This window comes from Ruegeria sp. HKCCSA071, assembly GCF_017872555.1.
Classification (GTDB): domain Bacteria; phylum Pseudomonadota; class Alphaproteobacteria; order Rhodobacterales; family Rhodobacteraceae; genus Ruegeria.
This window is the reverse complement of record NZ_JAEDOX010000013.1, coordinates 24834-50410: the sequence shown is the minus strand read 5'-3', so window position 1 is coordinate 50410 and position 25577 is coordinate 24834. Positions and strand designations below refer to the sequence as shown.

Here is a 25577-nt window from a genome sequence, read left to right as displayed (position 1 = left end):
GGCATGTCAGATCTCAAACTCACGGGGGTCGCCAAGTCCTATGGCCCAGTCGACGTGCTTAAGGACATCAATCTTGATATCGAACAGGGCGAACTGATCGTATTTGTTGGTCCGTCAGGCTGCGGAAAATCCACATTGTTGCGGATGATCGCTGGTCTGGAGAATATCACGGGCGGAACCCTGGAAATTGAAGGGCAGGTAATGAACGACGTCCCGCCTGCGCAACGTGGTATTGCGATGGTCTTTCAAAGCTACGCTTTGTACCCCCATATGACAGTAAGGGAAAATATGGCGTTTGCGCTGAAAATTGCCAAAATGCCTGCGACCGACGTCGACGCTGCCGTGAAACGAGCTGCACGCATACTGCAGCTGGAGCCGTTTCTGGATCGCTTGCCCAAGGCCCTGTCAGGCGGTCAACGTCAACGTGTCGCTATCGGACGGGCCATCGTGCGCGACCCCAAGGTATACTTGTTCGACGAACCGCTCTCGAACCTGGATGCGGCTCTGCGGGTTGCGACCCGGATCGAGATCGCGCGCCTGAAGGAGGCCATGCCTGACAGCACCATGATCTATGTGACCCATGATCAAGTCGAAGCCATGACGCTGGCGAGCCGAATTGTTGTGTTGGCCAACAAAGGCATCGCGCAGGTAGGAACACCGCTTGATCTCTATGAGACACCTGACAACGAATTTGTCGCCCAATTCATAGGCTCACCTTCCATGAACCTTTTGCCAGGTAAAATCACAAAGACTGGAGAAATGACAACTGTTGAGCTTGCGTCAGGTGGAATTGCTGTGTCAGCGATTCCTACTGAAGACAGCGATCTCGGAAGACAGGTCGCAATCGGGGTTCGCCCCGAGGATTTTTTCATCACGAGCGAAGCCGCAGTCCTGACAGGAAAAGTGGATTTCACTGAAGCACTGGGAGAGGTCACGCTTCTATATTTTGAAAAGACTCAAGACTCCGAAGCTGCGATTGCCAAATTACCTGGCGTACAAAGAAATCTGCGTGGGCAGGTGGTATCCGTAGGGGCGGTCCCGGAAAAAGTGCATCTTTTTCACAACGGTGTTTCCATGCGAAAGTAACAGCTAGGTCGCATCTATACGGCGCTTGACAAGGATATAACTCATAATCCACCTTAATTGAAACGTTTCAATGGTGGGGGGATGCGAGTTTCTGCCCAACTCTACACAGTGCGGCAATGCGGTGATCTTGCAGATCAACTGCAATTGGTTGCGGCCTGCGGTTTTTCAGATGTCGAAACCACTGGCCTGCACGGCCGCACCCCCGCTCAGATGGCTGGCATTATTTTCGGGTCAGGCCTTAGTGTTCGGTCTGCACATTTTGATTGGGAAGAGTTCGAAGAGCGATTTTCGGATATCGTCGAAGTATTAAACCTAATGGAATGCCGGGTGGCTGTCATGCCTTGGCTGGCGCCCCAGGTGCGGCCCGACACTGCCGAGGGATGGAGGGTGGTGTCGGGCCAGTTGTCCAAATGGGCAAACCAGCTGATGGATCATGGTGTCAGCCTGGCGTATCACAATCATGATTTTGATCTTATCGGCGAGGTTGGCGACACACCTCTTGACCTGATCCTTTCCGGCGGAGATGTCTTTTGGCAGCCAGATATCGGTTGGCTGGTTGCGGCTGGCCTGGATCCGGCGGACGCGATCCGCCGCCACGCCAATCGAATCCTGTCCGTACATGCAAAGGATATCGACCCAGCAGGCGGAACAGGTGACGCGCGCTGGCGCGATTTGGGCGAAGGTGCGGTTGACTGGAACGCAACCCTGCACGCGCTTGCCTCGACCAACTGCATGGATCTTTTTGTTGAACATGACGAAACCGCAGATCACGTACGCACGCTGCAAACGGGTCGGTCGTTTTTGACGGAACAATTGGCAGGGTTTGAGTGATGGCGCGGGCGACGATCAAATCGATTGCCAGAAGTACCGGGTATTCCGTTGGCACAGTCTCGAATGCCTTGCGGGATTCCGTATCGGTGAAGCGGGAAACCCGGGAAGAGATTCAGAAAGTTGCATCGGAGCTGGGATACCGGGTGAATCTGGATGGCCTAAAGCTGCGCACTAATAAGTCCTATAGAATTGCGGTCATGGTCAGTGTTTCAAATGATGCGGCGGAAGAGTGGGAAGGTGTAGAGTTTACGCGAATTCTGGCCGGGATATCCAATGCGTTAATAGGATCACGCTATCAGCTGAGCGTATTTAGCACATGTGATGGCGAGGCTGCGCTGCAGACATTGAAGTCAGTCGTGCAAGAAGGGCAGGCTGATGGCGTGATCTTTTCCGGCACGCGTGTTCATGATGAACGCGTCGCGTATCTGCAGGGGCAGGGTTTTCCTTTTGTCACATACGGCATGAGCGACAGCCCCCAACCGCATCCTTTTGTGGATCTCGACAGTCAGGCAGCGGCCTATGATGCCACGGCTCGACTACTTGCGCTGGGGCATCGTCGCATCGCTTTGATAAACCCGCCGGATGACCTGATCTATGCACAGCAACGCCGCCGGGGGTATGCTGATGCGCTGTCAGAATGCGGTGTGGAGTTGGACCCGGCACTGGTATCCACCGGCCCGACCACCGCGGAATCCGGTCAGCAGAAATTTGCGACGCTAATGCAGTTGCCGAAACCGCCGAGCGCCATCATCTGTGCAAATGAGGCCATAACCCTTGGGGCTCTGTCAGCTGCCGATAAAGCCGGAGTGCAGGTTGGCAGGGACGTTGTGGTCATCTCGAACGATGACTTGAAGCTCAGCCAGTATTTTGTACCGCCACCCAGCACTTATTACTTGCCGATTGCTGAAACTAGCCGTCTGCTGGGTGAGTTCATGTTGAAAGCTTTGGACGGGGTCGATCCGTCCGAGATTCAGAAAAAGATCAGGGCCACATTGATCGAGCGGCAACCTGACACCCCGGCGCCGGAAGCGGCGCAGACCACCTGATCCAACAAAGGAGTACCTGAACATGATTAAGAACCTACTTGCCGCTGCCACACTCACGACACTGATTGCTCCAGCGGTTATTGCTGCCGACCTAGAGGGTCGTGTTCTGAAAATCGGAACCGATGCGACATACCCACCGATGGAAACCGTGGATGAAACAACCGGAGAGATCGTGGGCTTTGATGTCGATGTGATGAATGCGATCTGCGCGAAGGTCAATTGCGTTCCCAACTTCGTAAACACCGCCTGGGACGGTATCTTTGCGGCCCTTCAGCAGGGTGAGTTCGATCTGGTTATCTCGGGCGTGTCGATCACACCGGAACGCGAAGAAACCATGGACTTTTCCGAGCCTTACATCGTTGTCAGCCAAGCCATTCTGTTGCAGGTCGATAATGCTGACATGACACTTGAGGACTTCAAAGCCGGTGGCCAGAAACTGGCCGCGCAAACCGCGACGACCAACGCCCAATTGGCGGAAGAGCTTGTCGGGCGCGAGAATGTCAGCCTTTACGACAACTTCTCGGCCGCCATTCTGGCGCTTCAGAACGCGGACGTTCAGGGCGTGATCATCGATGGCACTTCGGCGGCGGCCTATGAACAGGAATTTGCGGGCGAATTGACTGTTGGCATTACAGGCCTGCAATCCGACCCGTTAGGCATCGTGTTTCAGGAAGGTGATCCGACAGTGGATGCAATTAACGCTGGTCTGAAAGCCATACAGGAGGACGGAACACTGGACGAGCTGACGGCCAAATACTGGGGCACCAACTGATCCATTAGCGCCCTTTTTTGGTCCGGCGGTCAGCACCGCCGGGCCTTGTTTTAGCGGAGAATTTCCATGTCGCGCCTCAGCACGATCCGCCCGAGTAACCTGGTGTTGCTCGCTGCAGCGCCCTTTATTATCTACCTGTTCGCTACATCCTCAAAATACTTGCGGTCGTTGGTCGCAATTCTGGGGATCGGCATCGACGCGGGGCCCATTTTTGTAGGGTTTCTGCTGATTTCGACCGTTGCGATCCTTGGATATCTTTGCGCCCGGTACGCGCGGTTTTCACAAAACTCCCCCGGCTGGTTGAGGTTCAGTGCGCTTGCTGCGTTACCGGCTGCTGCGGCGCTTTTGGTCATCAGCTTTGTTTCTCCGCAGCTTCTGATGCCATTTGCCGAGTCGGTCTTCTTTCATGCGCTCAGCGAAAACACCTCACCCCTTATCGATCGATCCAGTCAGACCTGGGTACTGTTTCCGGACGTGATCGCCAAGGTTCAGTCGGGACTACAAGTTTTCCTCACAGTTTACGCGGCTGTCGTCGCACTATGCCTGATTTCGGCACGTTTGCAGCCGCCCTGGCGCAGGCGCGTCTTGTTGGGGTTGGAGTGTCTCACGGGCGCGGTTCTGTTTTATCTCATGTTCATGGCTCATTGGCAGTTCGCAACCGGGGTGGCCATTACATTCCGTGCGGCCATTTTTGCCTATATCTTCGCGGCCATTCTTGGTTTGGTCTGGGTCGGGCTGCAATCGTTCAAACCAAAGGCACGTACGACGGTCGTCTATGGTTCGATCAGTTTGGCAATGCTGGCAGCCTCGGCATTTTCCTTTATGCAGCCGCAGGTCAGCTTTGTTCTGGTGGGCAGCACAGAGGGGCGTATCGCGGTTGTGCGCGGCACGCCGCAGGCGCAGGCTGACGTCATCCGGTTTGGCGAGTTCGAGGGGGCCGATGGTCAGCAGTATCGGATCCGCAGCGCAACCGATGCCACTGCCGCGCTTGAACAGATCGAAACGGTCGACAGCGTCTCGGGCGCTTTTGTTCCGGCGGAGGCGCATACGCAAGGTTATCCGGTCCTGTGGCAAACAAGATTTCTACCCGATAAGTACCGCAATCCGGCCCTGGCATTTGCCGTGCTCGGGTTTTTGTTGCTGACACTGACCATCGGCGGGGCTCAGCATAAACTGCACCCGCTGGCGGTCGGGGCCGAATTTTTCGTGGATACGATACGCGGCATTCCGATGCTGGTAATCATTCTTTATATCGGTTTGCCGCTGGCGGGCGCAGTCAAGGATGTTACCGGCGGCGGAATCGATATGACCAATATGACACGGGGGATCATCGCGATCTCGGTTGGCTATTCCGCCTATATGGCCGAAATTTTCCGGTCCGGGATCGAGGCGATACCGAAAGGCCAATTGGAAGCGGGCAGCTCTCTGGGTTTGTCGCGATGGCATACGGCGCGGCTTATTGTTCTGCCGCAAGCCCTTCGGATTGTAACTCCACCGCTTGGCAACGAGTTCATCGCGATGATCAAGGACACGTCATTGCTGTCTATCCTGTCCGTCCGCGACATGACCCAGAGGATGCGCGAATTTCAGGCGGCTAGCTTTTTGCCCTTTGCCCCCTTCAACACGGCAGCAATCCTGTATGTCGTTCTCACACTCGGCTGCGCCAGTTTCCTGAAGTGGATCGAACGACGCATGGCAAAGGACACACGATGAGCGCGCTGGAACTTGGGGTTTGTTACTACCCCGAACAGTGGGACCCTTTGCAATGGCGAGACGATGCCGCCCGAATGGCAGATATGGGGTTGGATTGGGTGCGGATTGCTGAATTCACCTGGGGCCTGATCGAACCCGCGCGCGGTCAGTTCCACTGGGGCTGGCTGGATGAGGTGATTGAGATTTTGGGGCAAGCCGGTCTGCGGGTCATGATGTCCAGCCCAACAGCCGCCCCCCCAAAATGGTTGATCGATGAGTACCCCGAAATCCTGCCTGTAGGGCCGGATGGTCGGGTCAGAGGGTTCGGTTCGCGCAGGCATTATTGTTTTTCCAGTGAGGTTTATCTGACCGAGGCGCAAAGGATCGCAACCGAATACGCTCGCAGATATGGTCAGAATTCGTATGTACAAGCGTGGCAGATCGACAATGAGTATAACGACCACGATACAGTTCTCAGCTATTCCGATGCCGCGCGGACTGGTTTTCAGAACTGGTTGGAGGAACGATATGGTGCAATCGACGTATTGAACGACGCGTGGGGAACCGTTTTCTGGGGGTCGCTTTACTCACGGTTTGGTCAGATCGAACTGCCCAACGGGCTGGTCGCCATGCCCAATCCAGCCCACGCGCTGGATTTCGCGCGCTATTCTTCAGAGCGGGTTCGGCTGTTCAACAAAACGCAGGTGGATGTTCTGCGCAAATATGCGCCGGGCCGGGATATCACCCATAACTTTATGGCAGGCAGTTTCGAGTTCGATCACCACGTCGTGGCTGCTGATCTGGATATTGTCGGGTTCGACAGTTACCCGCTGGGGAACCTATTGGGCTCTTCCCTTTCGGATGAAGAAAAGCGCCGTTATCTGCGCACCGGCGCACCGGATTATCAGGGATTTCATTGTGATTTGTATCGCAGTCAGGGGCGCGGTCGGATGTGGGTGCTGGAACAGCAGCCGGGCCCGGTAGATTGGGCCGATAAGAATCCGTCTCCGGCAGAGGGGATGGTTCGGCTTTGGACCTGGGCGGCCTATGCACATGGCGCGCAAGCCGTGATGTTTTTTCGCTGGCGACAGGCAAAATCTGCTCAAGAACAATACCATACAGCGATATTACGGTCAGATGGTAGCCTGGATCAGGCCGCAATTGAATTGGCTGAGATCGTAAAGGACCGCGCCATTTTGCCACCCGAGAGGCGGGCAAAAGCGCGGGTTGCAATGCTGCTGGATTATACCTCTATCTGGGCGGCGGATATCCTGCCGCATGACAGGGATTTCCCCAATGCCCAGATTTTTCGCGAGTGGTACACTGCTATTCGTGGTTTTGGGGTCGATCTTGATTTTGTTGGCCCTGAAGATGAGCTGAGCGACTACGCCCTCATCGTACTACCGCAAAGCATGATCGTGACGGCTGACCTTGCAGACAAGCTTGACGCTTCGGGAGCCAAGATACTGATTGGTGCCCGTTCCGGCAGCAAGACATCCGGGATGAACACTCCGTCCAATCTGGCTCCGGGCGAATTGGCAAAGTTAACAGGTATCCGTGTCACGCGCGTCGAATCACTCCCTTCACTTGCGCAGGAGGCTGTGGTTCTTCACGATGGACAGCAATTTGAATTCACAGGCTGGCGTGAAATCATCGAGACCAATGAGCACGTATTGGCCCGCTTCAAGAGCGCTTATTGTGATGCCAGCCCAGCGGTCATCCGTTCTGACCGCACGACCTATCTGGCAATGGTTCCGCGAAATGAGCTTTTGCAGGCGATTGTCGGTGAGGTACTGAACTGGGCTGGGATAAATGCAACGCCTTGCGACCCCGATATACGCATAACCCAACGCGGCTCGACCTATTACGCGTTCAACTTCAGTGACGTTTCAAAGCCTTTGCCTGTTGGTCGTGCACGTCAAATTCTGCTTGGTTCAGATCCGGTCAATCCAAGGGACGTTACCGTTTGGCGGGAGAATGCGGCGCCTCATAATTCAGCTTAGACGTGTCAAATCGTGAAACTGGACATAAGAATTTCGAAAACTGTCACTTTTGGACTGACGGATGGGCGCAGAAAGTCCTATGAATAGAAAACAAAAAAAATCGAGTCCAACAACGGGAGAACACTAATGGTTACCAAGTCATCACTTTCCAGACGCACTGTTTTGAAAGGAGCGGGTGCCGCGGCACTTGCCGCGCCTCTTTACAGCAAGAGCGCTCTGGCGTCGTCCGGTGAAATCAACATCCTGATGTGGTCGGATTACCTGCCGCCCAGCTTTATCGAAGAGTTTGAGACCCTTACCGGCATCAAGGTGAACTACACCGGGATCGGCTCAAACGAAGAAATCATCAACAAGATGAAGGCGACCAAAGGTCAGGGCTTTGACATCGTCTCACCGACCAACAACCGCTCGTTGCAATGGGAGCCGCTGGAGCTGTTACAACCCTTTGACATGAACAAGGTTCCGGTCGACCTGGTGAACCCAGCCATGGCTAAAATCGGTACGGATGCTTGGAACTTTGGCGGCGCCGGGGTCCACTGGTTGCCGCATATCTGGGGCACCGAAGGTATTGCATACCGCACCGACTTGTGGCTGCCGGCTGGGGACGCGCCATCCTATGGCGACGTCTGGTCAGAAGAAAACGCAGGCAAGACCATGGGCCGCGCGCATTCGATGATGCTGGGTGCAGGTCTCTACATGGAGCGTTCCGGCGAGATGGAACCGGGTTCGGTCTGGGCCGCATATGGCGATGAAGAAACCATGCGCAAGGTCTGGGGTCAGATCACCGACTGGTGCATTGCACGTAAGGATCGCATCAAGCTGATCTGGAACGATGCCGACACGCAGAAAAACGGTCTTCTGAATGAAGGTGTTGTTGTCGGTCAGACCTGGGACGGCCCGCCACTTGCACTGAAATCGGCTGGTGAACCGGTGCATTATCAGGCTCCCATCGAAGGGGCGATGGCATGGGTTGACGGGATGTCGATTCCATCTGGTGCGGCGAATATCGACCAGATCTATGCCTTCATCGACTTCGCCTATCAGGCCAAACCTGCCGGTGTTGCCATCGACAGCCACGGGTACAACTCTCCTGTTCTGGGGGCTGACCAGTATTCAGGCGACACCTATAAGAAGAACTTTGCCGAGGCCTATCCGGGCGACTCGCTGGCCAACCTCAACCCCTGGCCGGCCGAAGCACCGTGGTATGCTGAAACGCGGACCGAGTTCGTCAACAAGTTCAAGAGCGCATAAGCGATCTGAATCCATGCCCCTCGCGACCTGCGAGGGGCAACAATCTGTGCGCCGCTCCGGCGTAACGGAAAGCTATGTGGTGTGGTGATAGCGCGCACCTCAAGGAGATACCAAAAATGAGTGCAGGGGTCGGAGTCGATCTGGAAAACCTGTGGATCCGTTTCGGTGACTTCGTCGCCGTGCGCGATGCAAACGTCAATATAAACGGGGGCGATTTCTTTTCGTTCCTCGGGCCCTCGGGTTGCGGAAAAACAACGATCTTAAGGGCTGTTTCCGGCTTTCTCGAGCCTAGCGAAGGCAATGTTCTGATCGGCGGAAAGAACATGCGGGGCATCGGGCCCAACAAGCGCCCCACTGCTCTGATCTTTCAAAACCTAGCGTTGTTTCCCTTGATGAAGGTCTGGGAGAACATCACGTTCTCGATGGAAATCAAAGGTGCCAGCAGCGCCGAACGACGCAAGCGTGCTGATGAGCTTTTGGACATGATCGCGCTGCCGGGGCAAGGCGACAAACTTCCCAGCGAATTATCTGGGGGTCAGCGTCAGCGAGTGGCCATCGCTCGCGCCCTTTGCGCCGAGCCGCACGTATTGCTTCTTGATGAACCTCTATCAGCACTTGACCTCAAATTGCGCCAGCACATGCGAACGGAACTGCGTGAGATACAGCAGCGTGTGGGAATTACTTTTATCTACATCACGCACGACCAGGGCGAGGCGCTGACCATGTCAGATAATATTGCTGTCATGCGCGCAGGTGTGATTGACCAGATTGCCGATGGCAAAACCATCTACAACGATCCCAACACGGCTTTCGCAGCCTCATTTGTCGGCGAAAACAACGTTTTCCGTGGCAAGATAAAGCAGGTCATGGGTACCGAAGCGCTGATCTCGACCAACCGCTCGGGCGATCTGGTTGCACGGATATCGACCGCCAACCAAGGCAAGATGAAAGAAGGCGATAGTGCGATGATGTTCATTCGCCCCGAAGCCTTCGCCATTGCGCCCAAGGCGGCTTCGGGTGACCATTTTGTTACCGCGCGCGTCAACCACGAAGAATTCGAAGGCAACGTCTTCAACATCTTTACCGAAGGTGAAGGCGGAAAAGAGATCAAAGTGTCGATCCCGAACCATGGACAATCCTTCGAGGACCACACCGGACAGAACATCACGTTGGAATACAAGACGGATAACGCCGTCATCGTTCCTGCGGGTGAACTGGCTGCAGAATAAGGGGAGTAACTCATGCCCCAGTTTCTGAAAGACTTCTTCAATCGCAACGGCACCGGCATGGGAGTGGCAATCCTGGGTCTGGTTATGTTCTGGACCATCGGCCTGATCATCCTTCCGCAGCTGTCGATGTTGGACTTCTCTTTCCGTCCGAACCTGCCGCCGCCAGAGATCGGCGGCCCCAAAGACGTATATACGCTGGAGAACTACAAGTATCTGATCTATGGCCCCGAAGGCGGCAGTCAGGACTACAACACTGTTGATCTGAGGGTGTTTTTCCGAACTCTCGTGGCTGCGGTTTTTGTGACGGTTTTCAACCTGATCATTTGCTATCCGATTGCCTATTACCTGGGTCAGGCCGAAGGCAGCCATATTCGTATCTTCGCGATCATGCTGATCATCCCTTACTGGATCAACGAGATCCTGCGCGCCTTTGCGCTGCGCATCATTTTTGGGGAAACAGGCGTGTTGAACACATTGTTCACGGGGCTGGGCATCTGGGATACGCCGTTCGACTTCATTCGCAATGACATCGCGCTCTATGCGGGCCTGGGATATGCCTACATTCTGCTGATGATTTTCCCGATGTATAACGTGATTGAAAGTCTGGACAAAAACCAGATCGAAGCAGCACGCGACCTTGGTGCGCCCTGGTGGCGGATTCATTGGCGTGTGGTCATTCCTTATGCCAAGCCGGGGATCAGCTCGGGCTGTACCATGGTCTTCATGTTGTCCGCCGGTGCGTTGGCTGCGCCGCAAATTCTGGGCGGGCCGTCCAGTTTGTGGTTCACCCAACTGATCTATCAGCAATTCAATGACAACAACGACTGGCCACAGGGCGCCGCCTACGCAATCGTTCTGCTGGTCACTTGTATTCTGTTCGTGCTGGCCATGATGCGCCTGTTCAAAGTGAACATGGGGGATATCGGGAAATGAACAATTCCTTCCTCCGTATAAGCATCTGGGTCTATCTGGCGATCTTCTTCCTGTATCTGCTGGGCCCGCTTGTGATCATGTCGATCACCGCGTTCAACTCGTCCGGGTTCCCCCGGATGAGCCCATGGGAATGTCTGACATTCCAATGGTTTGGCGAACTGTTTCAGGATCAGCGTATCCTGAACGGCATCAAGAACTCGCTGATCATCGGAATTGGTACAGTGATCCTGTCCGTGGCGATGGGTTTGGCAGGCGCGCTGATGCTGACCCAGATCTGGCCGAAGCTTCGCGCGACCTACTATACAGTCATCATCGCTCCTATCCTGATCCCCGGTGTGGTTCTTGGTATCTCGACGCTGGTCTTCTGGGACCGGATCAACCGGATGCTGGGGCTGGGTGCAGACAGCTTTCTGTCGAACGGTATTTTCCTGACGGTGATCGGCCAATCCACCTTCATCGCCAGTTACTGTATGCTGGTGCTGGTGGCGCGGTTGCAGCGTTATGATGTCGCCCTGACCGAGGCGGCACTGGACCTTGGGGCCAGCCACGCTCAGGCTTTTCGCAAAATCCTGCTGCCGTTCATGCGCCCGGCGATTGCCTCGGCGGCGGTGCTGGCATTCTTGGCCTCGTTCGAGAACTACAACACCACCACTTTCACCTTTGGTGAATACCCGACGCTGACGATTGAGCTGGCTCAGAAGGTTCGCTACGGCATCACGCCTGCGATCTCGGCGCTGGCATTCATCATCGTTGCGCTGACGGTTTTCTTCGCTCTGCTGAACGAAGCCAAGCTGAAACGTCAGGAACTGGTGGCCGCGGCGCGTAAGAACGCAACGGTCGAGGAACTGGCTGGCAAGATCAAGCTACCCAGTTTCTTTACCGGTAACATAGCCGCTGTGTTGTTGGTCGCATTTGCGGTTGTTACGATCACCGTTATTGGCACAGCGGCGACCTACAGTCCGGCGCAATGCATTGCCGATGTTCGCGAGCAAAAACAGTTGGAAGCAGAACAACGCATTCAGGAACTTCGCAAGCAGCGTGAGGAACGCCGCAAACAGCAGGAGGCGGAAAAAGCCGGGCAGGGTGATGCCCAAACCGCGCCAAAGCCGTCAAACAACAGCGGTTTTGGTAATGTCTTCGCTCCGAACTCGCTGGATGGAAGCGAGAATGAAAGCAACGAAGGTGCTTCTGAAACCGAGAGTGAGCCGTCCAACAACAGTGGTTTCGGAGGGGTGTTTGACCCCAACAGCCTGAAAAGCGACTAATCGGTGTGCTAAGCGGCAACCAACGCAACTGTCCGGACAGGATTCAAATCTGTCCGGGCAGATTGCGCTTCAGGATTTTCACATCACAACCGCCAATGGTCGACCCGTTCCAGACCACCGGTTCAGCGTTATAGTTGATCAAGAACACGTGATCGGCTGTCTCACGCAGTCGCAGTCCTGGCGGCATTGGCTTCGGGCTCAATCCCGTTTTTCCCGCAGCCAGACCGATGACGCGATCCCATAATATTTCGTTTGGGAAGCCTGCAAGATACCAGAGCCCGTCCTCTGCCATAAGCGCAGGCGCTCCGTCGTCAAAACTCAGAATTTCTTCGGCTGATCCTGAAAGGCGATCAATCCAATGTTGTGCCGCGCCGCCGCCCCGGACAGGCCGGTTGTTTGCGGGGGGCAGTGTTTCGACCAAGTCCACGTTGCAATCCAACCCGTTCAGGCCAGGTCGACCGACGACGGGGATCTGGAAATCACGAGTAATTGCGCCGCTGCGCGGACCGAGGATGGCCAGATCCGAGTTGTCCGTTAACCTACGCTCCAAATCCGGGCCAATCGTTGCCAGTCCGGGGGCAAGGATCAGCGCATAATGCGCGGACAGGTCATCGGACGAAACGAAGTCAATCGACAACCCCGCGCGGCGCAATGCACGATAAGCTGAGAAGACCAACCGGAAATAGTCAAAGCCTGCTCCTTGCGGTAGCGATGTCCAGGCCCAGTCCGAGGGGTAATCAAACAGTATCGCAACCTTGGATTGGACCTGATACACCTCGCCCAATGTGGATAGCTCTCCCGCTGTCTGACGGGCCTCGTGCAAGGCAGGGGCAGGGCGATTGTCCGGTGTCAGCAAACCCGCGTGCATCTGTTCCTGTGCAAAGGGGGCTTGCCGCCACCGAAAATAGCTCACAACCTCAGCTCCGTGGGCGACAGCTTCAAGCGACCACAACCGTACCATTCCGGGCAAGGGTGCCGGGTTATAGGGCGCCCAATTCACCGGACCGGGTTGTTGTTCCATCACCCACCATCGGCCACGGCCCACTGCCCGGTAAAGATCATGGTGAAACGCCTGCATGTCCGGATCGCCTTGCTGAAGAAAGGCGGTCTTGTGGGCTTCGTCATCTTCCAATCGGTCCGATAGAAATCCGATCGGATAGCTGTCCCAAGTCGCAATATCCAGATCCGCGCCAACCTCGAAATGGTCGAAATCCAGAATACGGCCCATATAGTTATGCAACAGCGGCGCATCGGTCAAAGTTCGCAATACATCGACCTGAGCTTTGTTGAATGCCACAACCTGATCTGAACTGAACCGACGGAATGCCAGTACATGAGCAGGGTTCGGTTCGGTCACAGTTTGATTGGGTAGGTCAATCTCATCGAAGTTGCGATACTCCATTGACCAGAACACGTTTCCCCAGGCCTTGTTCAGTAGTTCTATGGAACTGTATTGAACAGCCAGCCAGCGCCTGAATGCGTTCAGTGCCGGGGTGCTGTAGCTGACGGTTGTGTCGTGACACCCATACTCATTATCGATCTGCCATGCCGCCACGTTCGGGTTATGACCATAGCGCTCTCCTAAGACCCGTGCGATGCGGACACATTCGTCGACATAGCCCTGGTGGCTAAAGCAGTAATGTCGCCGTGACCCGAATTTGCGCGTGTTTCCATTTGCATCCACAGCCAGCATGCCCGGATGTTTGTCCAGCATCCAACGCGGTGGTGTTGCTGTTGGTGTACCAAGCACGACTTTCAATCCTGCCGCGCCAAGTGTTTCAACCGCGCGATCCAGCCATTCGAATTGCAGGGTTCCGGGGTGAGGTTCCAGCCGGTTCCACGCGAACTCTCCAATGCGTACCCACAAGATGCCGGTGTCTACCATGCGCGCGGCATCTTCCGCCCACATCGCCTCGGGCCAGTGTTCAGGGTAGTAACACACACCAAATTCCGGCTTCATAATATGATCCTATGTTCTGCCTGCCCTCGCCCCGCGTTTGGCATTGCAAAGGTCATGCCGTTGGTGGGTTGGGATTCAATATCCGCGTTGCTCAACCCTTGGCGCGCTGAGGTGCAGAACAGCGTGCCTAAGCTGTCGCCGCCAAAGGCCGGGCAGGACGTATGTAACGCGTCGAAGGAAATGGCCTTTAGGAATTGACCTTCGGGCGTGTAGGCCGCGACACGTCCGATCCCCCATTGGGCGATCCAGATGTTCCCGTCGGCATCAACCACCGCACCGTCCGGGTTCAGGCATTCTTTGCGTAAGTCCAGAAATACCGTGCTTTCTCCTTCGGGCCATCCGCTTTCTGCATTCAAGCTCCAGCGCCTGACCTGCCTCGTTTTCGTGTCACAGAAATAGGCCACGGATCGATCCGGGGGAAAACAGATTGCATTGGAAATCGTCACATCGGACACGAGACATCTGAGTGTACCTTTCCAGAACCGATAAATTGATCCGGCCCCGGCTTCAGCCTGTTTGCCCATCGTACCGATCCAGAAACCGCCCCAAGGATCAGCGCGACCGTCATTCGAGCGGGTGATTGGGTTGTCTGCCTCTAGCGGCGTGACCAGCGCTCGATGCCCGGACTTCAAGTTAAACTGCCAAAGACCCGTTTCCGACGCCAAAAGCAGTGTATCGCGATCCACCCAGCCTGCCGCAGAGACATGTTCATCGAATTCCCAGCTTATCTGATTTACGCCTTCGCGCGCCATCAGGCGTTTGTTGAGAATGTCGAACCAGAATAGCTGTTGCAGAGCGGGGTGCCAAAGCGGACCTTCGCCCAACGCGCAGGGGCGGTCGTCAAAGACCGTGCTCATCCTGCCGCCTTGTCAAAGGCTGTAACGATCTGCCTCGCGCGTTTTGCGATTTCGACTGTGTCCATGCCAGGTTTGTACAGCGCTGATCCAATCCCGAATCCATCCGCACCGGCTTTGATCCATTGGTCGAAGTTTTCAGGTCCGGCACCACCGACGGCAAAGACGCGTGTTTTCTTGGGCAAGACGGGTCGAAGTGCGGCCAATCCTGCAGGGCCTGCCATGACGCCAGGAAACAGCTTTAGTCCTGTGGCCCCGGCTTTGAGAGCGGCAAAAGCTTCGGTCGGCGTGTAAACACCCGGCCAGCTTTGCATCCCCAACGCCACAGACCGTTTAATCACATCAGCATCATAGTTGGGTGACACGATCAGCCTGCCTCCGCCATTCCGGACGGCGTCCACCTGATCAACCGTCAATACAGTACCTGCGCCTATCAGGGCGTGACCTTCGAAGGCACGGGCCAGGATGGAAACGCTGTCGAGCGGATCAGGCGAATTGAGTGGAACTTCGATCCTGTCGATCCCTGCATCGATGATAACTCTACCAACGGCTTCAGCTTCTTGTGGCCGCAAGCCACGCAGAATGGCGATGATGGGGCGGCTCATGCGGTTTGCCTTGTCATGTTTCGCGCCAGCGCCAGCCCGGCCAGTGTTGCTTCGGTGGCGTTTGCAGTCTCAACAAAAGCACCCTGTTGTTTCAGCGCTGCCGAATAGACCCGCGATACGGCATCAGCGCCAATGATAGCCAGTTGTTGACCCAGCCAATAGGGACGGGTTGCGGCCAATTCAGCACCAATAAGCAGTCCCGACAGCCGCGCACGCGCGATGTCTTTGTCCTGATTATACAGCAGGTCCGCAGCCCGCAAGCCGAACAGGCGCGCAGCCAATTGTTCGGGTTTGGACAATGTGTCCGCCACAGCATCGGCAAAGGCATCTTCATCCCATCCTTCACCTATTGAATGCCGCAGCACAGATTGCGCACTTAACAAATCAAAAAGCTCTCCGGTCATGAGCGTCCGAAAACTCACGATTTCACCTGCGCTGACCTGAACCCACTTCGTGTGAGTTCCCGGAAGGCAGAGGACACCATCCCAGTTCTGGCGAGTTCCCAAAAAACCCGCGATCTGTGTTTCTTCTCCCCGCATCACATCTGGCGGGCTCAGTTGCTTTAATCCGGGTATGACGAAGGCCCGGATGCGCGGGTCTGTGCCGGGAACACGGACCGGGGCATGCGGCAAGGGCTGCGACGGAACGGTGGAATAAGGTGCTTCGACCCAGCCTTGGCGTGCGCCGACCATGCCGCAGGCGATCACGTCGATGGGGTCATCCTTCAGCCAGTTTTCAACAAGGTCCAACAGGGCGGTCTGGAACCCGTCGGCTCCGATGCGTGCCATACCCTTGTCGGACTGCGCGCAGCCCAGCACCTTTGCCCCCTGCATGGCCCAGACCCGCAGGTGAGATGTGCCCCAATCAACGGCGATCCAGTCAGTATTCATTGCGTCACCCTGAAACCACGACGCCGCCATCAACCGCCATACACTGACCGGTCATCGCCCGGCTGGCGTTGGATGCCAGGAACAATGTCGGTGCAACCATGTCTTCGGGTGTCAAGTGTTCTTTCAGGCATTGTCGATCCAAATGCGCGGCCAAATCTTCGGGCGTCGCCCACATATCCAACTGTTTTTGCGTCAAAACCCAACCGGGAGCCAGCGCATTCACACGAATGTTCTTTGGCCCCAGTTCGCGGGCCAAAGACCGAGTCATCCCTGTAATGCCCGCATTTGACGTCGTATAGATCGGATAGCCTGCATTGCCCATCATGTAGCTGATCGAGCTGAAATTAATGATAACGCCGCCTTCTTTCATTTGCCGGGCCGCTTCCTGACAGGCGAAATAATAGGCTTTCAGGTTTACGTCGATCATCCAGTCCCAGAACTCGGTCGTGGTTTCCTCAAGTGTATGGCGTTGGTCATTGGCCGCGTTGTTAACCAAAACGTCTAGGGGGCCGTGGGCTTCGGCGGCTTTGGCCATTGTCGTGTGAAGAAGCTGGGTGTCGGTCATGTCACCCTGCATGAACAGAGGTGCGCGGCCATGTTTGTCGCGCATCTCTTCGACAAAACCGCTGGCATCCGATCTGCCGATAAAAGCCACATTGGCCCCCTGAGCCAGGAACCCATCCGTCAATGCCGCGCCCACGCCCGAGCCTCCGCCGGTGATATAGACGGATGACCCGTTTAAGTCATGAAATGTCGCTGGCTGGGTCATCAGTGGCTCTCTCTGGTCACAAGGCGGGTGTCTTTGCCGACGAGGAAATCCAGATCGGCCCCTTGATCGGCCTGCAACACGTGATCGATATATAATTTTGCATACCCGCGGGAATAATGCGGCTTGTCGGGTTTCCATTGGGCTCGGCGTGCGTCCAGTTCTTTTTCGTCCACCAACAATTCAAGCTTGCCAGCGCTGGCCGAGACGCGGATGCGGTCACCGGTTTTCACCAGCGCCAGCGTGCCACCTGCTTGTGCCTCGGGGCTGACATGCAGGATGACGGTGCCATAGGCTGTACCGGACATGCGGGCATCCGAGATACGGATCATGTCGCGAACGCCTTCCTTCACCAATCTCGCCGGAATCGGCATGTTTCCCACCTCGGGCATCCCGGGATAACCCTTGGGCCCACATCCCTTGAGCACCAGAATGCTCTTGGATGTGACGGGCAGATCATCCCGGTCGATATTGGCTTTCAGGTCTTCGATATTTTCGAAAACGAACGCCTCACCCTCGGTTTCAAGAAGGGCATCGGTTGCGGCAGAAGGTTTGACGATGGCCCCGTTGGGCGCAAGATTGCCGCGTAAAACACGAAGGCCAGCAGCGGGCTTCACCGGATCGTTGAAAGGGCGAATGACGTCGCGGTTGAAACTTTCGGCACCTTCGTAATGTGCAGAGATGTCCTTGTTCAGAACCGTTCTGGCCGGGCGGAGGAAAGGTTTGAGTTCGCTCAGCACGGCAGGCACACCGCCTGCGTAACAGAAATCTTCCATCAGGTATTTGCCTGAGGGCATGCAGTTCACCAGTAAGGGAATCTCTGAACCAATTTCAAAGTCCTTGAGCGTCAGGTCAACGCCCACGCGCCCTGCGAGCGCTAGTAGATGCACAACGGCATTGGTCGATCCCCCTACGGCCGCATTGGCGAGGATTGCATTCTCAAAGGCTTCCTTAGTCAAAATGTCCGATGGTTTCAGGTCTTCGTCGACCATTTCGACAATCCGCTTGCCGGTCATATGGGCGAGGGCCATGCGGCGGGCGTCAACGGCGGGCAGGGCGGCATTAGTGGGCAGGCTCATGCCCATCGCTTCGACCAGAGACGCCATGGTGCTGGCTGTCCCCATGGTCATGCAAACCCCGGCACTGCGAGACATCCCGGATTCGGCGCTCATGAACTGCTGAAGGGTCATCTCTCCGGCGCGCACAGCTTCGGAAAACTTCCAAACATCGGTTCCTGAGCCAATATCCTGACCGCGATATTTTCCATTCAGCATAGGGCCGGAGCTGACAACGATCGACGGCAGATCGACCGATGCCGCGCCCATCAGTTGGCCCGGCGTGGTCTTGTCGCACCCGCCCAGCAGAACCACACCATCAATGCCATATGCGCGGATCGACTCTTCGACATCCATGGCCAGAAGATTGCGAAACAGCATGGCTGTGGGTTTCATCTGGGTCTCGCCCAACGACATGACCGGGAATTCGACGGGAAAGCCCCCGGCCTCCCAGACACCACGCTTTACCCCTTCGGCCAGATCGCGCAGGCCGGAATTGCAAGGGGTCAGCTCCGACCACGTGTTGCAAATTCCGATAATTGGCCGCCCATCGAAGGCGTGATCAGGAAAACCCTGATTTTTCATCCAGGATCGATGGATGAACCCATCCTTGTCGAGTTTCCCGTACCAGTGCTGTGAGCGGCGTTTTGACATTGTTCTGTGATGCTTTTCGAGATCTGGGAGGATTTGAGTATTTCTAAAAAGATGAAATTCAAGCGGCGCGAGGCGGGCGACACCAATCCGGCAACCAGTCGACATGGGCAGACAGTAGGTCGTTCACCAGATTTCGAATTTGGCGCAGATCCAGCTCGGCGGCGGTGTGCGGGTCCATCATCGCTGCATGATAGATATGCTCGGGGTTCTGGTCGACCAATGCCCTGACTGTGAGTTCCTGAACGTTGATCTGGCTACGCATCAGGGCGATCAACTGCGGTGGGATGTCTGCGATGACAGAAGGCTGAACACCATTTGCATCAACCAGACAAGGTGTTTCGACAGCAGCCCCAATCGGCAGCTGAGGTATCTGGCCGGTGTTTGGCAGATTGCCATAGGCCACGTAAGGGGAGTCAGAGGTGATCGCGTTCATTATGTCCGCCGCAAACTCGTGGCTGCGAGTGACCGCTATGTCGCGCCCGTCAGTCAGGGTTTTGGCCTGCTGTTTCCAGTTGCTCATCTGTTCCACACAGCGGGTCGGGTATTCATCCAGTGGGATTGAGAATTTCTCGATCAGGTCCGCCCGCCCGTCTTTGATGAACCATGGCACGTATTCTGCCAAATGCTCAGAACTTTCGGTGCAGAAATAGCCAAGGTGGTCCATCACTTCGTAGCGCACCTTGTTGGGGCAGCGCGGCATCAGCAGCGGCGCCTTGGGGATCCTGCCGCTGACATAACCTTGCCGAAGGGCGGGGTATAAATCTTGTCCCTGATGCTCAAGCCGCAGGAAGAAGGCGACGTGATTGACGCCCGCCACCTTGTAGCGAATGTCGTCTTTTGGCAGGTCCAAATCATGTGCTAGTTCCGCCACCGTGTTCTGAACCGAGTGGCACAGGCCGACCTGCTTCAATAATGGGTATTTCTCGGCCAGTGCCCAGGTGTTGATGGCCATCGGATTGACGTATTGCAGCAGTGTCGCATCAGGGCATAGCTGCATCATGTCATGCGCCACGTCCCACAAGACCGGCACAGTGCGCAGTCCCCGCATGATGCCACCTACGCCCAGCGTATCGGCGATGGTCTGGCGCAGCCCGTATTGCTTGGGGATTTCAAAATCTGTGACGGTGCAAGGCTGGTACCCGCCAATCTGAAAGGCAGTGATAACGAAATCGGCACCATCAAGTGCCGCGCGTCGATCTGTATGTGTGGATACTGTCGCGTTTGACCGGATGGAACGGATCAAGGCGCGGGCTACAGCTTCGCTTTCCATCAGGCGTACGGGGTCGATGTCCATCAGCGCAAAATGACTGTCTGCCAGAGCAGGCGTTAACAGAGCATCCCCCACGATGTTCTGCATAAAGATCGTGGAACCTGCTCCGATGAATGTTATCTTTGTCATTTTACAGCTCCGAGGGTCAGGCCCGCGATAAAGTGCTTTTGCATCAGGAAGAACATGGCAACCGGTGGCAGCGCTGCTACTATCGAGCCCGCGCTCATCAGTTGGTAGGCGGCACGGAACTGGGCGTTGAAACTGGTGATGCCTGCTGTGACAGGCTGGCTTTCCGCGCCCTGTGTCAGGACGACCGCCCAGAAATAATCGTTCCAGATGAAAGTGAAGATCAGCACGCTGAGCGCGGCTATTGCAGGTTTCATCAACGGCAGAACCACGTACCAGAAGATGCGCCATTCGCTGATACCCTCGACCCGCGCGGCCTCGATTAATTCAAAGGGCAGGGCCCGGATAAAGTTGCGCATGAACAATGTGCAAAAGCCAGTCTGGAAGGCGATGTGAAACAAGACGAGGCCGGTTTTTGTGTTGTAGAGGCCCAAATCCAGGGTCAGGTCGCGCACAGGCACCATCAGGATCTGGAATGGCACGAAATTGCCGGCTACGAACATGAAGAAGATCCATAGGTTCGATTTGAATTTGTAGATGCCTAGTGCAAAGCCGGTCATGGAACTGAGGGCAACGGCACCGATCACAGTGGGGATAGTGATCATGAAAGAGTTCAGCAAATACCGTGGCATGTCAGAATTGAAGAAAACCAGCCCGTAATTGACAGCGCCCTCAAAACTGGATGGCAGGCCCCAATAGTTGGCGTTGGTGAAATCCGCCGCAGGTTTGACCGAAAACAGAGCCACCGCCAGCAGGGGCCCCAGCCACAGCAACAGGGCAATTGGCAGCATCGCCTGATAGGTGATCTGCGCGGCACGCGGCTGTTTTTCGATAGGCTTGGGAAACATCTCAGTGCCCCCTTTCTTCGCGATACATCGACCAGAGGAAATAGGCGATGAAGCAGAGCATGATCAGGAACAGAACCACAGCGATTGCCGCGCCATACCCCATGCGGAACCCGTATTCGGACAGGGCGACTTCGAACATGTAATAGGCCAGCACTCGGGATGAACCGAACGGCCCGCCCTGTGTCATGATCGAGATCAGGTCGAAACTGCGCAGCGCCCCGATGATTGTCACGACAAAGGCTATGAAAGTGGCCGGGCGCAACTGCGGCAGAATGATGTGCCACAGCATTCTCAAGCCTTTGGCACCGTCCAGGCGTCCGGCTTCGATCTGTTCTGGATCGACGGCATTCAGACCGGTGAGGTAGAGGATCATGCAATAAGCGGTTTGCGGCCAAAGACCCGCGACGATGATGCCATAGGTGACCAGACGCTCATCACCCAGCACATTCAAGGGGCCCATTCCAAATAGGCCGAGAAGCTCATTCAGAAGGCCAAAAGTAGGGTCATAAAACCACGTGAATACGAGGCCAACAACAACCTGAGAGATGACAAATGGAAAGAAGAACAGCGACTTGTAAAGGCGAATACCCCAGACCGTCTGGTTCAGAAACAAGGCAATGAACAGGCCCGCGGGAATGGCCAGAAGGTACAGGATCAGCCAGATCAGATTGTTTTTGAGCGAAATATAGAATGCGTCCCGGTCAACCCACTCCCAATACAAATCTTCATAGTTGCGCATGCCCACATATTCAGCGGCCCCCAACCCATCCCATTCATAAAGTGACAGGTTGAAGGACTGGAAGACCGGAATGATCACATAGACCATGAAGAACAGCAGGCCCGGAGCCAAAAATAGCCACGGGGCGATCCGCTGTTGGTTTCTTTGAAACCAGCTTTCCTGTTCTGGGGCGTCGGCGGCAGTGGTCATGGGTGTCCCGGGGTTTCTTGAGGTGAAGGCGGGCTGAAGCCCGCCCTACAAAGCGGGTCAAGTAGGCCGGGCTTCAGCCCGGCCCAAGCCTGATTAGTTGTCGTAGATACGCTCTCGCGCGCGTTCCAGCTTGGCCAGAATACGGTCAGCATTGTCTGGTTTGACCATGAATTCCTGGAAACCTTCCATTGACACTTTGGCCATTTCAGCCGGCGCGTCGCGGTCCCAGAACTGAGCCACACCGCCGGGGCTGTTGGACGAGAGCATCGAAAAACCCTGCTGCAGGAACTTGTCATCGTCTACTGAGGATTGCGCGTTCACCGGCAGCTGACCGAGATTTGACCCATTGTTGATCTCGGTCTGTTCGTCCGCCGAGACAACGAAGCGCAGGAATTCACGCGCGGCTTCTTTGTTCGAGGCATTCGCCGGGATATGGAATGTATCGGTCGGCGCGTCTTCAGCCAGTTCGACATCAGGATTGATCGACACGAATTGGTAGAAATCCAGCTGATCGTCTGTCAGCCCTGCTTCACGCAAAGGCGCGACTGCGAAGTTGCCCATCAGATAAGCAGCGGCCTCTCCGTTGACCATGAATGGCAAAGCCTCCTGCCAGCTATAGGTCTGATGGTTATCAATGAAGGCCCCCATGTCGATCAACTGCTTCCAGTTGGCAAAGGTCTGCTTGACCCGGTCATCTTCCCAGCTGATTTCACCATTGGCCAATTGGTTGTGGAAATCAAACCCGTTGGTGCGCATGTTCAGGTAGTCGAACCAGCCACCAGCGGTCCACAGGAACTTGGTGCCGATAGTATAGCAGGCGCGGCCAGAATCGACGATCTTCTGACAGTTGGCCAGTTCTTCTTCCCAAGTGGTCGGTTCGCTGAGGCCCAGCTCATCAAAGATATCTTTGCGGTAGTAAACGCCCCACTGGTAGTAGGTATAGGGCACGCCCCATTGTTTGCCGTCGATGGTCATGGCGCCTTTGGTCGAAGCCAGGTTCTCGGCAATTTCGGGCTCGGCCCACAGATCTGATACGTCTTCAAACAGGCCAGCCTCGACATACGGCTTCATACGGTTGGCGGCATACCAAGTGGCCACGTCAGGTGTGTCAGCCGTCAGAAAGTTGCGGATCTGAGTCTTATACGCCTCGCGGTCGATAACCGTGGTTTCGATTTCCAGGCCGGGGTGCTGCGCTGCAAACCGCTCGATCATCGCTTCCATCGTTGCGCGCGGGGCCGGGTTTGACGTGTCCAGGAATATCCGAAGCTCTCCGGTCAGGTCAGCAGCCGCCGGTGCCGCCATAGCAATGCCAAGTGCCAGCGCAGCGGTTGTGCGCTTGAAAGTGGAATACATGGTTTCCTCCCTGTTGTCTCCACGTAAGTTTCAAATAATGAAACCTTGTTTTATATATTGAAAACTACACATCGACTCGGTTAGGCTTGTCAAGACCCTCGTGCGATCTGCGATGGGCAAGCGGAGGAGAACGGACGCCCGTGTCAGGTGACGGAACTATTGGCAAAGCATGTGATGTGCTGGATCAGGTCGCCGCATTTCAGCGCCCTGTGCGATTTTCGGAATTGCTGGACGACAGCGATTTCCCGAAAGCAACATTATATCGGTTTTTGCAATCATTAACCAATCAGGGAATGCTATGTTACGATCCCGAGCGCCAAACCTACGCGCCGGGTATGCGTTTGGTACGGCTTGCGCATGCAGCCTGGACCCAAAGCTCACTGGCCCCTATCGCACGTCCGTTTCTCGATATTCTAAGCCAGGAAACCGGCGAGACCGTGCATTTGGCGCAGCTCGATGCAGGTCAGGTTCTATACGTTGATAAACGCAACGCAGCGCAACCGATTGAGATGTATTCTCAGGCGGGTAAGGTGGGCCCGGCCTACTGCACGGGCGTCGGCAAGGCGATGCTTGCCTTTCTGGATGAGGGAGACCTTAACCGGGCAATTTCGCAGCAGAGTTTTCACCGCTTTACCGACAAGACCCTGACGTCGGACAATGACCTGCGCACGGATCTCGATCGAATTCGCAGCAAGGGTTTTGCCGTTGATGACGAAGAACATGAACCCGGAATTATCTGCGTCGCCTGCCCCATTCTGACATCAAACGGTCGGGTGCTGGGCGCAATCTCAGTAACTGGCTCGACCCAACGAATGGATTTTGAACAACTCGAGGCATGGGTGCCTCGTGTGCGGCGGGTGGCTGAACAAATCAGCACCGAGGCACAGGCTTGGCGTTTCCCTGAAACGCGACCAGACCTCGTCAATGACAGGAAGCAAGCGACATGACAGGTGTAACTCTGAACCAGGCAATCAAGCGGTACGGCCAGACGCAGGTCATTCACGGCATCGACTTGCAGATCGATGATGGTGAATTCTGTGTTTTCGTTGGCCCTTCAGGATGTGGCAAATCCACATTGTTACGGATGATCGCGGGTCTTGAAGAAACGTCGGAAGGCGAGATCCACATAGGGGCGCGGGACGTAACCCACATGGACCCGGCTAAGCGCGGCGTGGCGATGGTGTTCCAGACCTATGCGCTTTATCCACATATGACCGTGGCAGAAAACATGGGCTTTGGGCTGCGCATGAACGGCGTCGCAAAGGCAGAGATCACCAGAAAAGTGCAGGAAGCCTCGAACATTCTGAAACTTGACCAGTACCTCAAACGCAAACCCAAGGCCCTGTCGGGTGGTCAGCGGCAGCGGGTTGCGATTGGCCGTGCCATCGTTCGTGGCCCAGACGTTTTCCTGTTTGACGAACCCTTGTCCAATCTGGACGCCGAGTTGCGCGTGGAAATGCGTGTCGAGATCGCGCGCCTTCATCAGGAAATCGGCGCAACCATGATTTACGTGACCCATGATCAGGTCGAAGCCATGACCATGGCCGACAAGATCGTCGTGCTGCGGGATGGTCGTGTTGAACAGGTTGGCGCTCCGATGGATTTGTACCGCGATCCGGACAACCGGTTTGTCGCAGGCTTCATCGGTTCGCCTGCAATGAACTTTCTGGAATGTGACTATGGGGATGGCCTAGTCTCCCATCCCGCACTTAGCAAGCCGTTGCCCGTTACTGTGGCTATACCCGCTGGTCGGACCAAGGTGATATTGGGCATGCGGCCCGAACATATTCAGATTGACCGTTCGGCTGATGCCTGCACCGTGGACCTGACCGAAGCCTTGGGCGGCGTGTCCTATTCCTATTTACGGACGCCAAATGGTGATAAGCTGATCGTTGAGGAACGGGATGATCAGCGAAGCAGAACCGGGGATCGGATCGGCATAACCATACAGCCAGAGCGTGTGATGATTTTTGATCCAGAGACCGGGCAACGGTTTCGTTAATTACGACTTTCCGACCCAAGGGCAGTCTTCCCAGTGCCAAGAGTTACAAGACACATTAGTTGCCCCGTGGCAAAACGCGCGGGCAGATGTGATTGATTCCAAGTCGAACGTGATTTAAGGGAAGCCCTGTCAAAACAGAGTCACCCAGGGGCTGTACC

22 protein-coding genes are annotated in these 25577 nt (G+C 55.6%); 12 read left to right on the top strand and 10 right to left on the bottom strand.

Going from position 1 to position 25577, the window contains the following annotated elements; genetic code table 11:
• Window positions 1–3: 3 nt before the first annotated feature.
• From ugpC (I9188_RS17610) to I9188_RS17565, 10 genes are all read left to right on the top strand, one after another.
• On the top strand, window positions 4–1086 hold the full coding sequence (gene ugpC, locus I9188_RS17610; RefSeq protein WP_209507643.1) for a sn-glycerol-3-phosphate ABC transporter ATP-binding protein UgpC: 1083 nt from the start codon (window positions 4–6) through the stop codon (window positions 1084–1086).
• A gap of 81 nt (window positions 1087–1167) precedes the next feature.
• Complete coding sequence (locus tag I9188_RS17605; RefSeq protein ID WP_209507641.1) at window positions 1168–1917, top strand: sugar phosphate isomerase/epimerase; 750 nt, start codon at window positions 1168–1170, stop codon at window positions 1915–1917.
• Window positions 1917–2963 carry a LacI family DNA-binding transcriptional regulator gene (locus I9188_RS17600; protein ID WP_209507639.1) on the top strand — a complete coding sequence of 349 codons (1047 nt, stop codon included), beginning with the start codon at window positions 1917–1919 and terminating at the stop codon, window positions 2961–2963. The genes I9188_RS17605 and I9188_RS17600 overlap by 1 nt, the downstream gene beginning before the upstream one ends.
• Window positions 2964–2985: 22 nt before the next feature.
• A complete protein-coding gene (locus I9188_RS17595; protein WP_209507637.1) occupies window positions 2986–3735 on the top strand; it encodes a basic amino acid ABC transporter substrate-binding protein in 750 nt (249 codons plus the stop codon).
• A 66-nt stretch (window positions 3736–3801) separates the two neighbouring features.
• A complete protein-coding gene (locus I9188_RS17590; RefSeq protein ID WP_209507635.1) occupies window positions 3802–5448 on the top strand; it encodes an amino acid ABC transporter permease in 1647 nt (548 codons plus the stop codon).
• Entirely contained in the window at window positions 5445–7430 is a 1986-nt protein-coding gene (locus I9188_RS17585) for a beta-galactosidase (RefSeq protein WP_209507632.1), read from the top strand. The genes I9188_RS17590 and I9188_RS17585 overlap by 4 nt, the downstream gene beginning before the upstream one ends.
• 126 nt (window positions 7431–7556) lie before the next feature.
• Window positions 7557–8681: an extracellular solute-binding protein gene (locus I9188_RS17580; RefSeq protein WP_209507630.1), complete on the top strand. Its 1125-nt coding sequence runs from the start codon at window positions 7557–7559 to the stop codon at window positions 8679–8681.
• Between the two features lie 116 nt (window positions 8682–8797).
• On the top strand, window positions 8798–9910 hold the full coding sequence (locus I9188_RS17575; RefSeq protein WP_209507627.1) for an ABC transporter ATP-binding protein: 1113 nt from the start codon (window positions 8798–8800) through the stop codon (window positions 9908–9910).
• 12 nt (window positions 9911–9922) lie between these two features.
• Window positions 9923–10843, top strand: a complete 921-nt coding sequence (locus tag I9188_RS17570) for an ABC transporter permease (RefSeq protein WP_209507624.1) — start codon at window positions 9923–9925, stop codon at window positions 10841–10843.
• A complete protein-coding gene (locus I9188_RS17565; RefSeq protein ID WP_209507622.1) occupies window positions 10840–12108 on the top strand; it encodes an ABC transporter permease in 1269 nt (422 codons plus the stop codon). Before I9188_RS17570 ends, I9188_RS17565 begins: the two co-directional genes overlap by 4 nt.
• Before the next feature lie 43 nt (window positions 12109–12151).
• On the opposite strand, the gene I9188_RS17560 is transcribed toward I9188_RS17565, so the two are convergent.
• The 10 genes from I9188_RS17560 to I9188_RS17515 all read right to left on the bottom strand — a co-directional run bounded on the left by I9188_RS17560 (window position 12152) and on the right by I9188_RS17515 (window position 23417).
• Window positions 12152–14068: a beta-galactosidase gene (locus I9188_RS17560; RefSeq protein WP_209507620.1), complete on the bottom strand. Its 1917-nt coding sequence runs from the start codon at window positions 14066–14068 to the stop codon at window positions 12152–12154.
• Window positions 14065–14925 (bottom strand): SMP-30/gluconolactonase/LRE family protein, encoded by an 861-nt coding sequence (locus I9188_RS17555; protein WP_209507617.1) that lies wholly within the window; start codon window positions 14923–14925, stop codon window positions 14065–14067. Before I9188_RS17555 ends, I9188_RS17560 begins: the two co-directional genes overlap by 4 nt.
• The gene (locus tag I9188_RS17550; protein WP_209507615.1) at window positions 14922–15527 is read right to left on the bottom strand and encodes a 2-dehydro-3-deoxy-6-phosphogalactonate aldolase; all 606 of its coding nucleotides are present in this window, start codon (window positions 15525–15527) and stop codon (window positions 14922–14924) included. The genes I9188_RS17555 and I9188_RS17550 overlap by 4 nt, the downstream gene beginning before the upstream one ends.
• Complete coding sequence (locus I9188_RS17545; protein WP_209507613.1) at window positions 15524–16417, bottom strand: 2-dehydro-3-deoxygalactonokinase; 894 nt, start codon at window positions 16415–16417, stop codon at window positions 15524–15526. The genes I9188_RS17550 and I9188_RS17545 overlap by 4 nt, the downstream gene beginning before the upstream one ends.
• A gap of 4 nt (window positions 16418–16421) precedes the next feature.
• Entirely contained in the window at window positions 16422–17186 is a 765-nt protein-coding gene (locus I9188_RS17540; RefSeq protein WP_209507611.1) for an SDR family oxidoreductase, read from the bottom strand.
• Window positions 17186–18892, bottom strand: a complete 1707-nt coding sequence (locus I9188_RS17535) for an IlvD/Edd family dehydratase (protein ID WP_209599697.1) — start codon at window positions 18890–18892, stop codon at window positions 17186–17188. Before I9188_RS17535 ends, I9188_RS17540 begins: the two co-directional genes overlap by 1 nt.
• Before the next feature lie 58 nt (window positions 18893–18950).
• Window positions 18951–20291, bottom strand: coding sequence for an alpha-glucosidase/alpha-galactosidase (locus tag I9188_RS17530; protein WP_209507607.1), 1341 nt, complete (start codon window positions 20289–20291; stop codon window positions 18951–18953).
• Window positions 20288–21136, bottom strand: a complete 849-nt coding sequence (locus tag I9188_RS17525; RefSeq protein ID WP_209507605.1) for a carbohydrate ABC transporter permease — start codon at window positions 21134–21136, stop codon at window positions 20288–20290. The genes I9188_RS17530 and I9188_RS17525 overlap by 4 nt, the downstream gene beginning before the upstream one ends.
• Before the next feature lies 1 nt (window position 21137).
• Entirely contained in the window at window positions 21138–22064 is a 927-nt protein-coding gene (locus I9188_RS17520) for a sugar ABC transporter permease (RefSeq protein ID WP_209507603.1), read from the bottom strand.
• Window positions 22065–22157: 93 nt separating this feature from the next.
• Complete coding sequence (locus tag I9188_RS17515; RefSeq protein WP_209507601.1) at window positions 22158–23417, bottom strand: ABC transporter substrate-binding protein; 1260 nt, start codon at window positions 23415–23417, stop codon at window positions 22158–22160.
• A gap of 140 nt (window positions 23418–23557) precedes the next feature.
• Between I9188_RS17515 and I9188_RS17510 the strand changes: the two genes are divergently transcribed.
• Both I9188_RS17510 and ugpC (I9188_RS17505) read left to right on the top strand, forming a co-directional pair.
• A complete protein-coding gene (locus I9188_RS17510) occupies window positions 23558–24364 on the top strand; it encodes an IclR family transcriptional regulator (protein WP_209507600.1) in 807 nt (268 codons plus the stop codon).
• Window positions 24361–25419: a sn-glycerol-3-phosphate ABC transporter ATP-binding protein UgpC gene (ugpC, locus tag I9188_RS17505; RefSeq protein ID WP_209507599.1), complete on the top strand. Its 1059-nt coding sequence runs from the start codon at window positions 24361–24363 to the stop codon at window positions 25417–25419. The genes I9188_RS17510 and ugpC (I9188_RS17505) overlap by 4 nt, the downstream gene beginning before the upstream one ends.
• Window positions 25420–25577 lie beyond the last annotated feature (158 nt).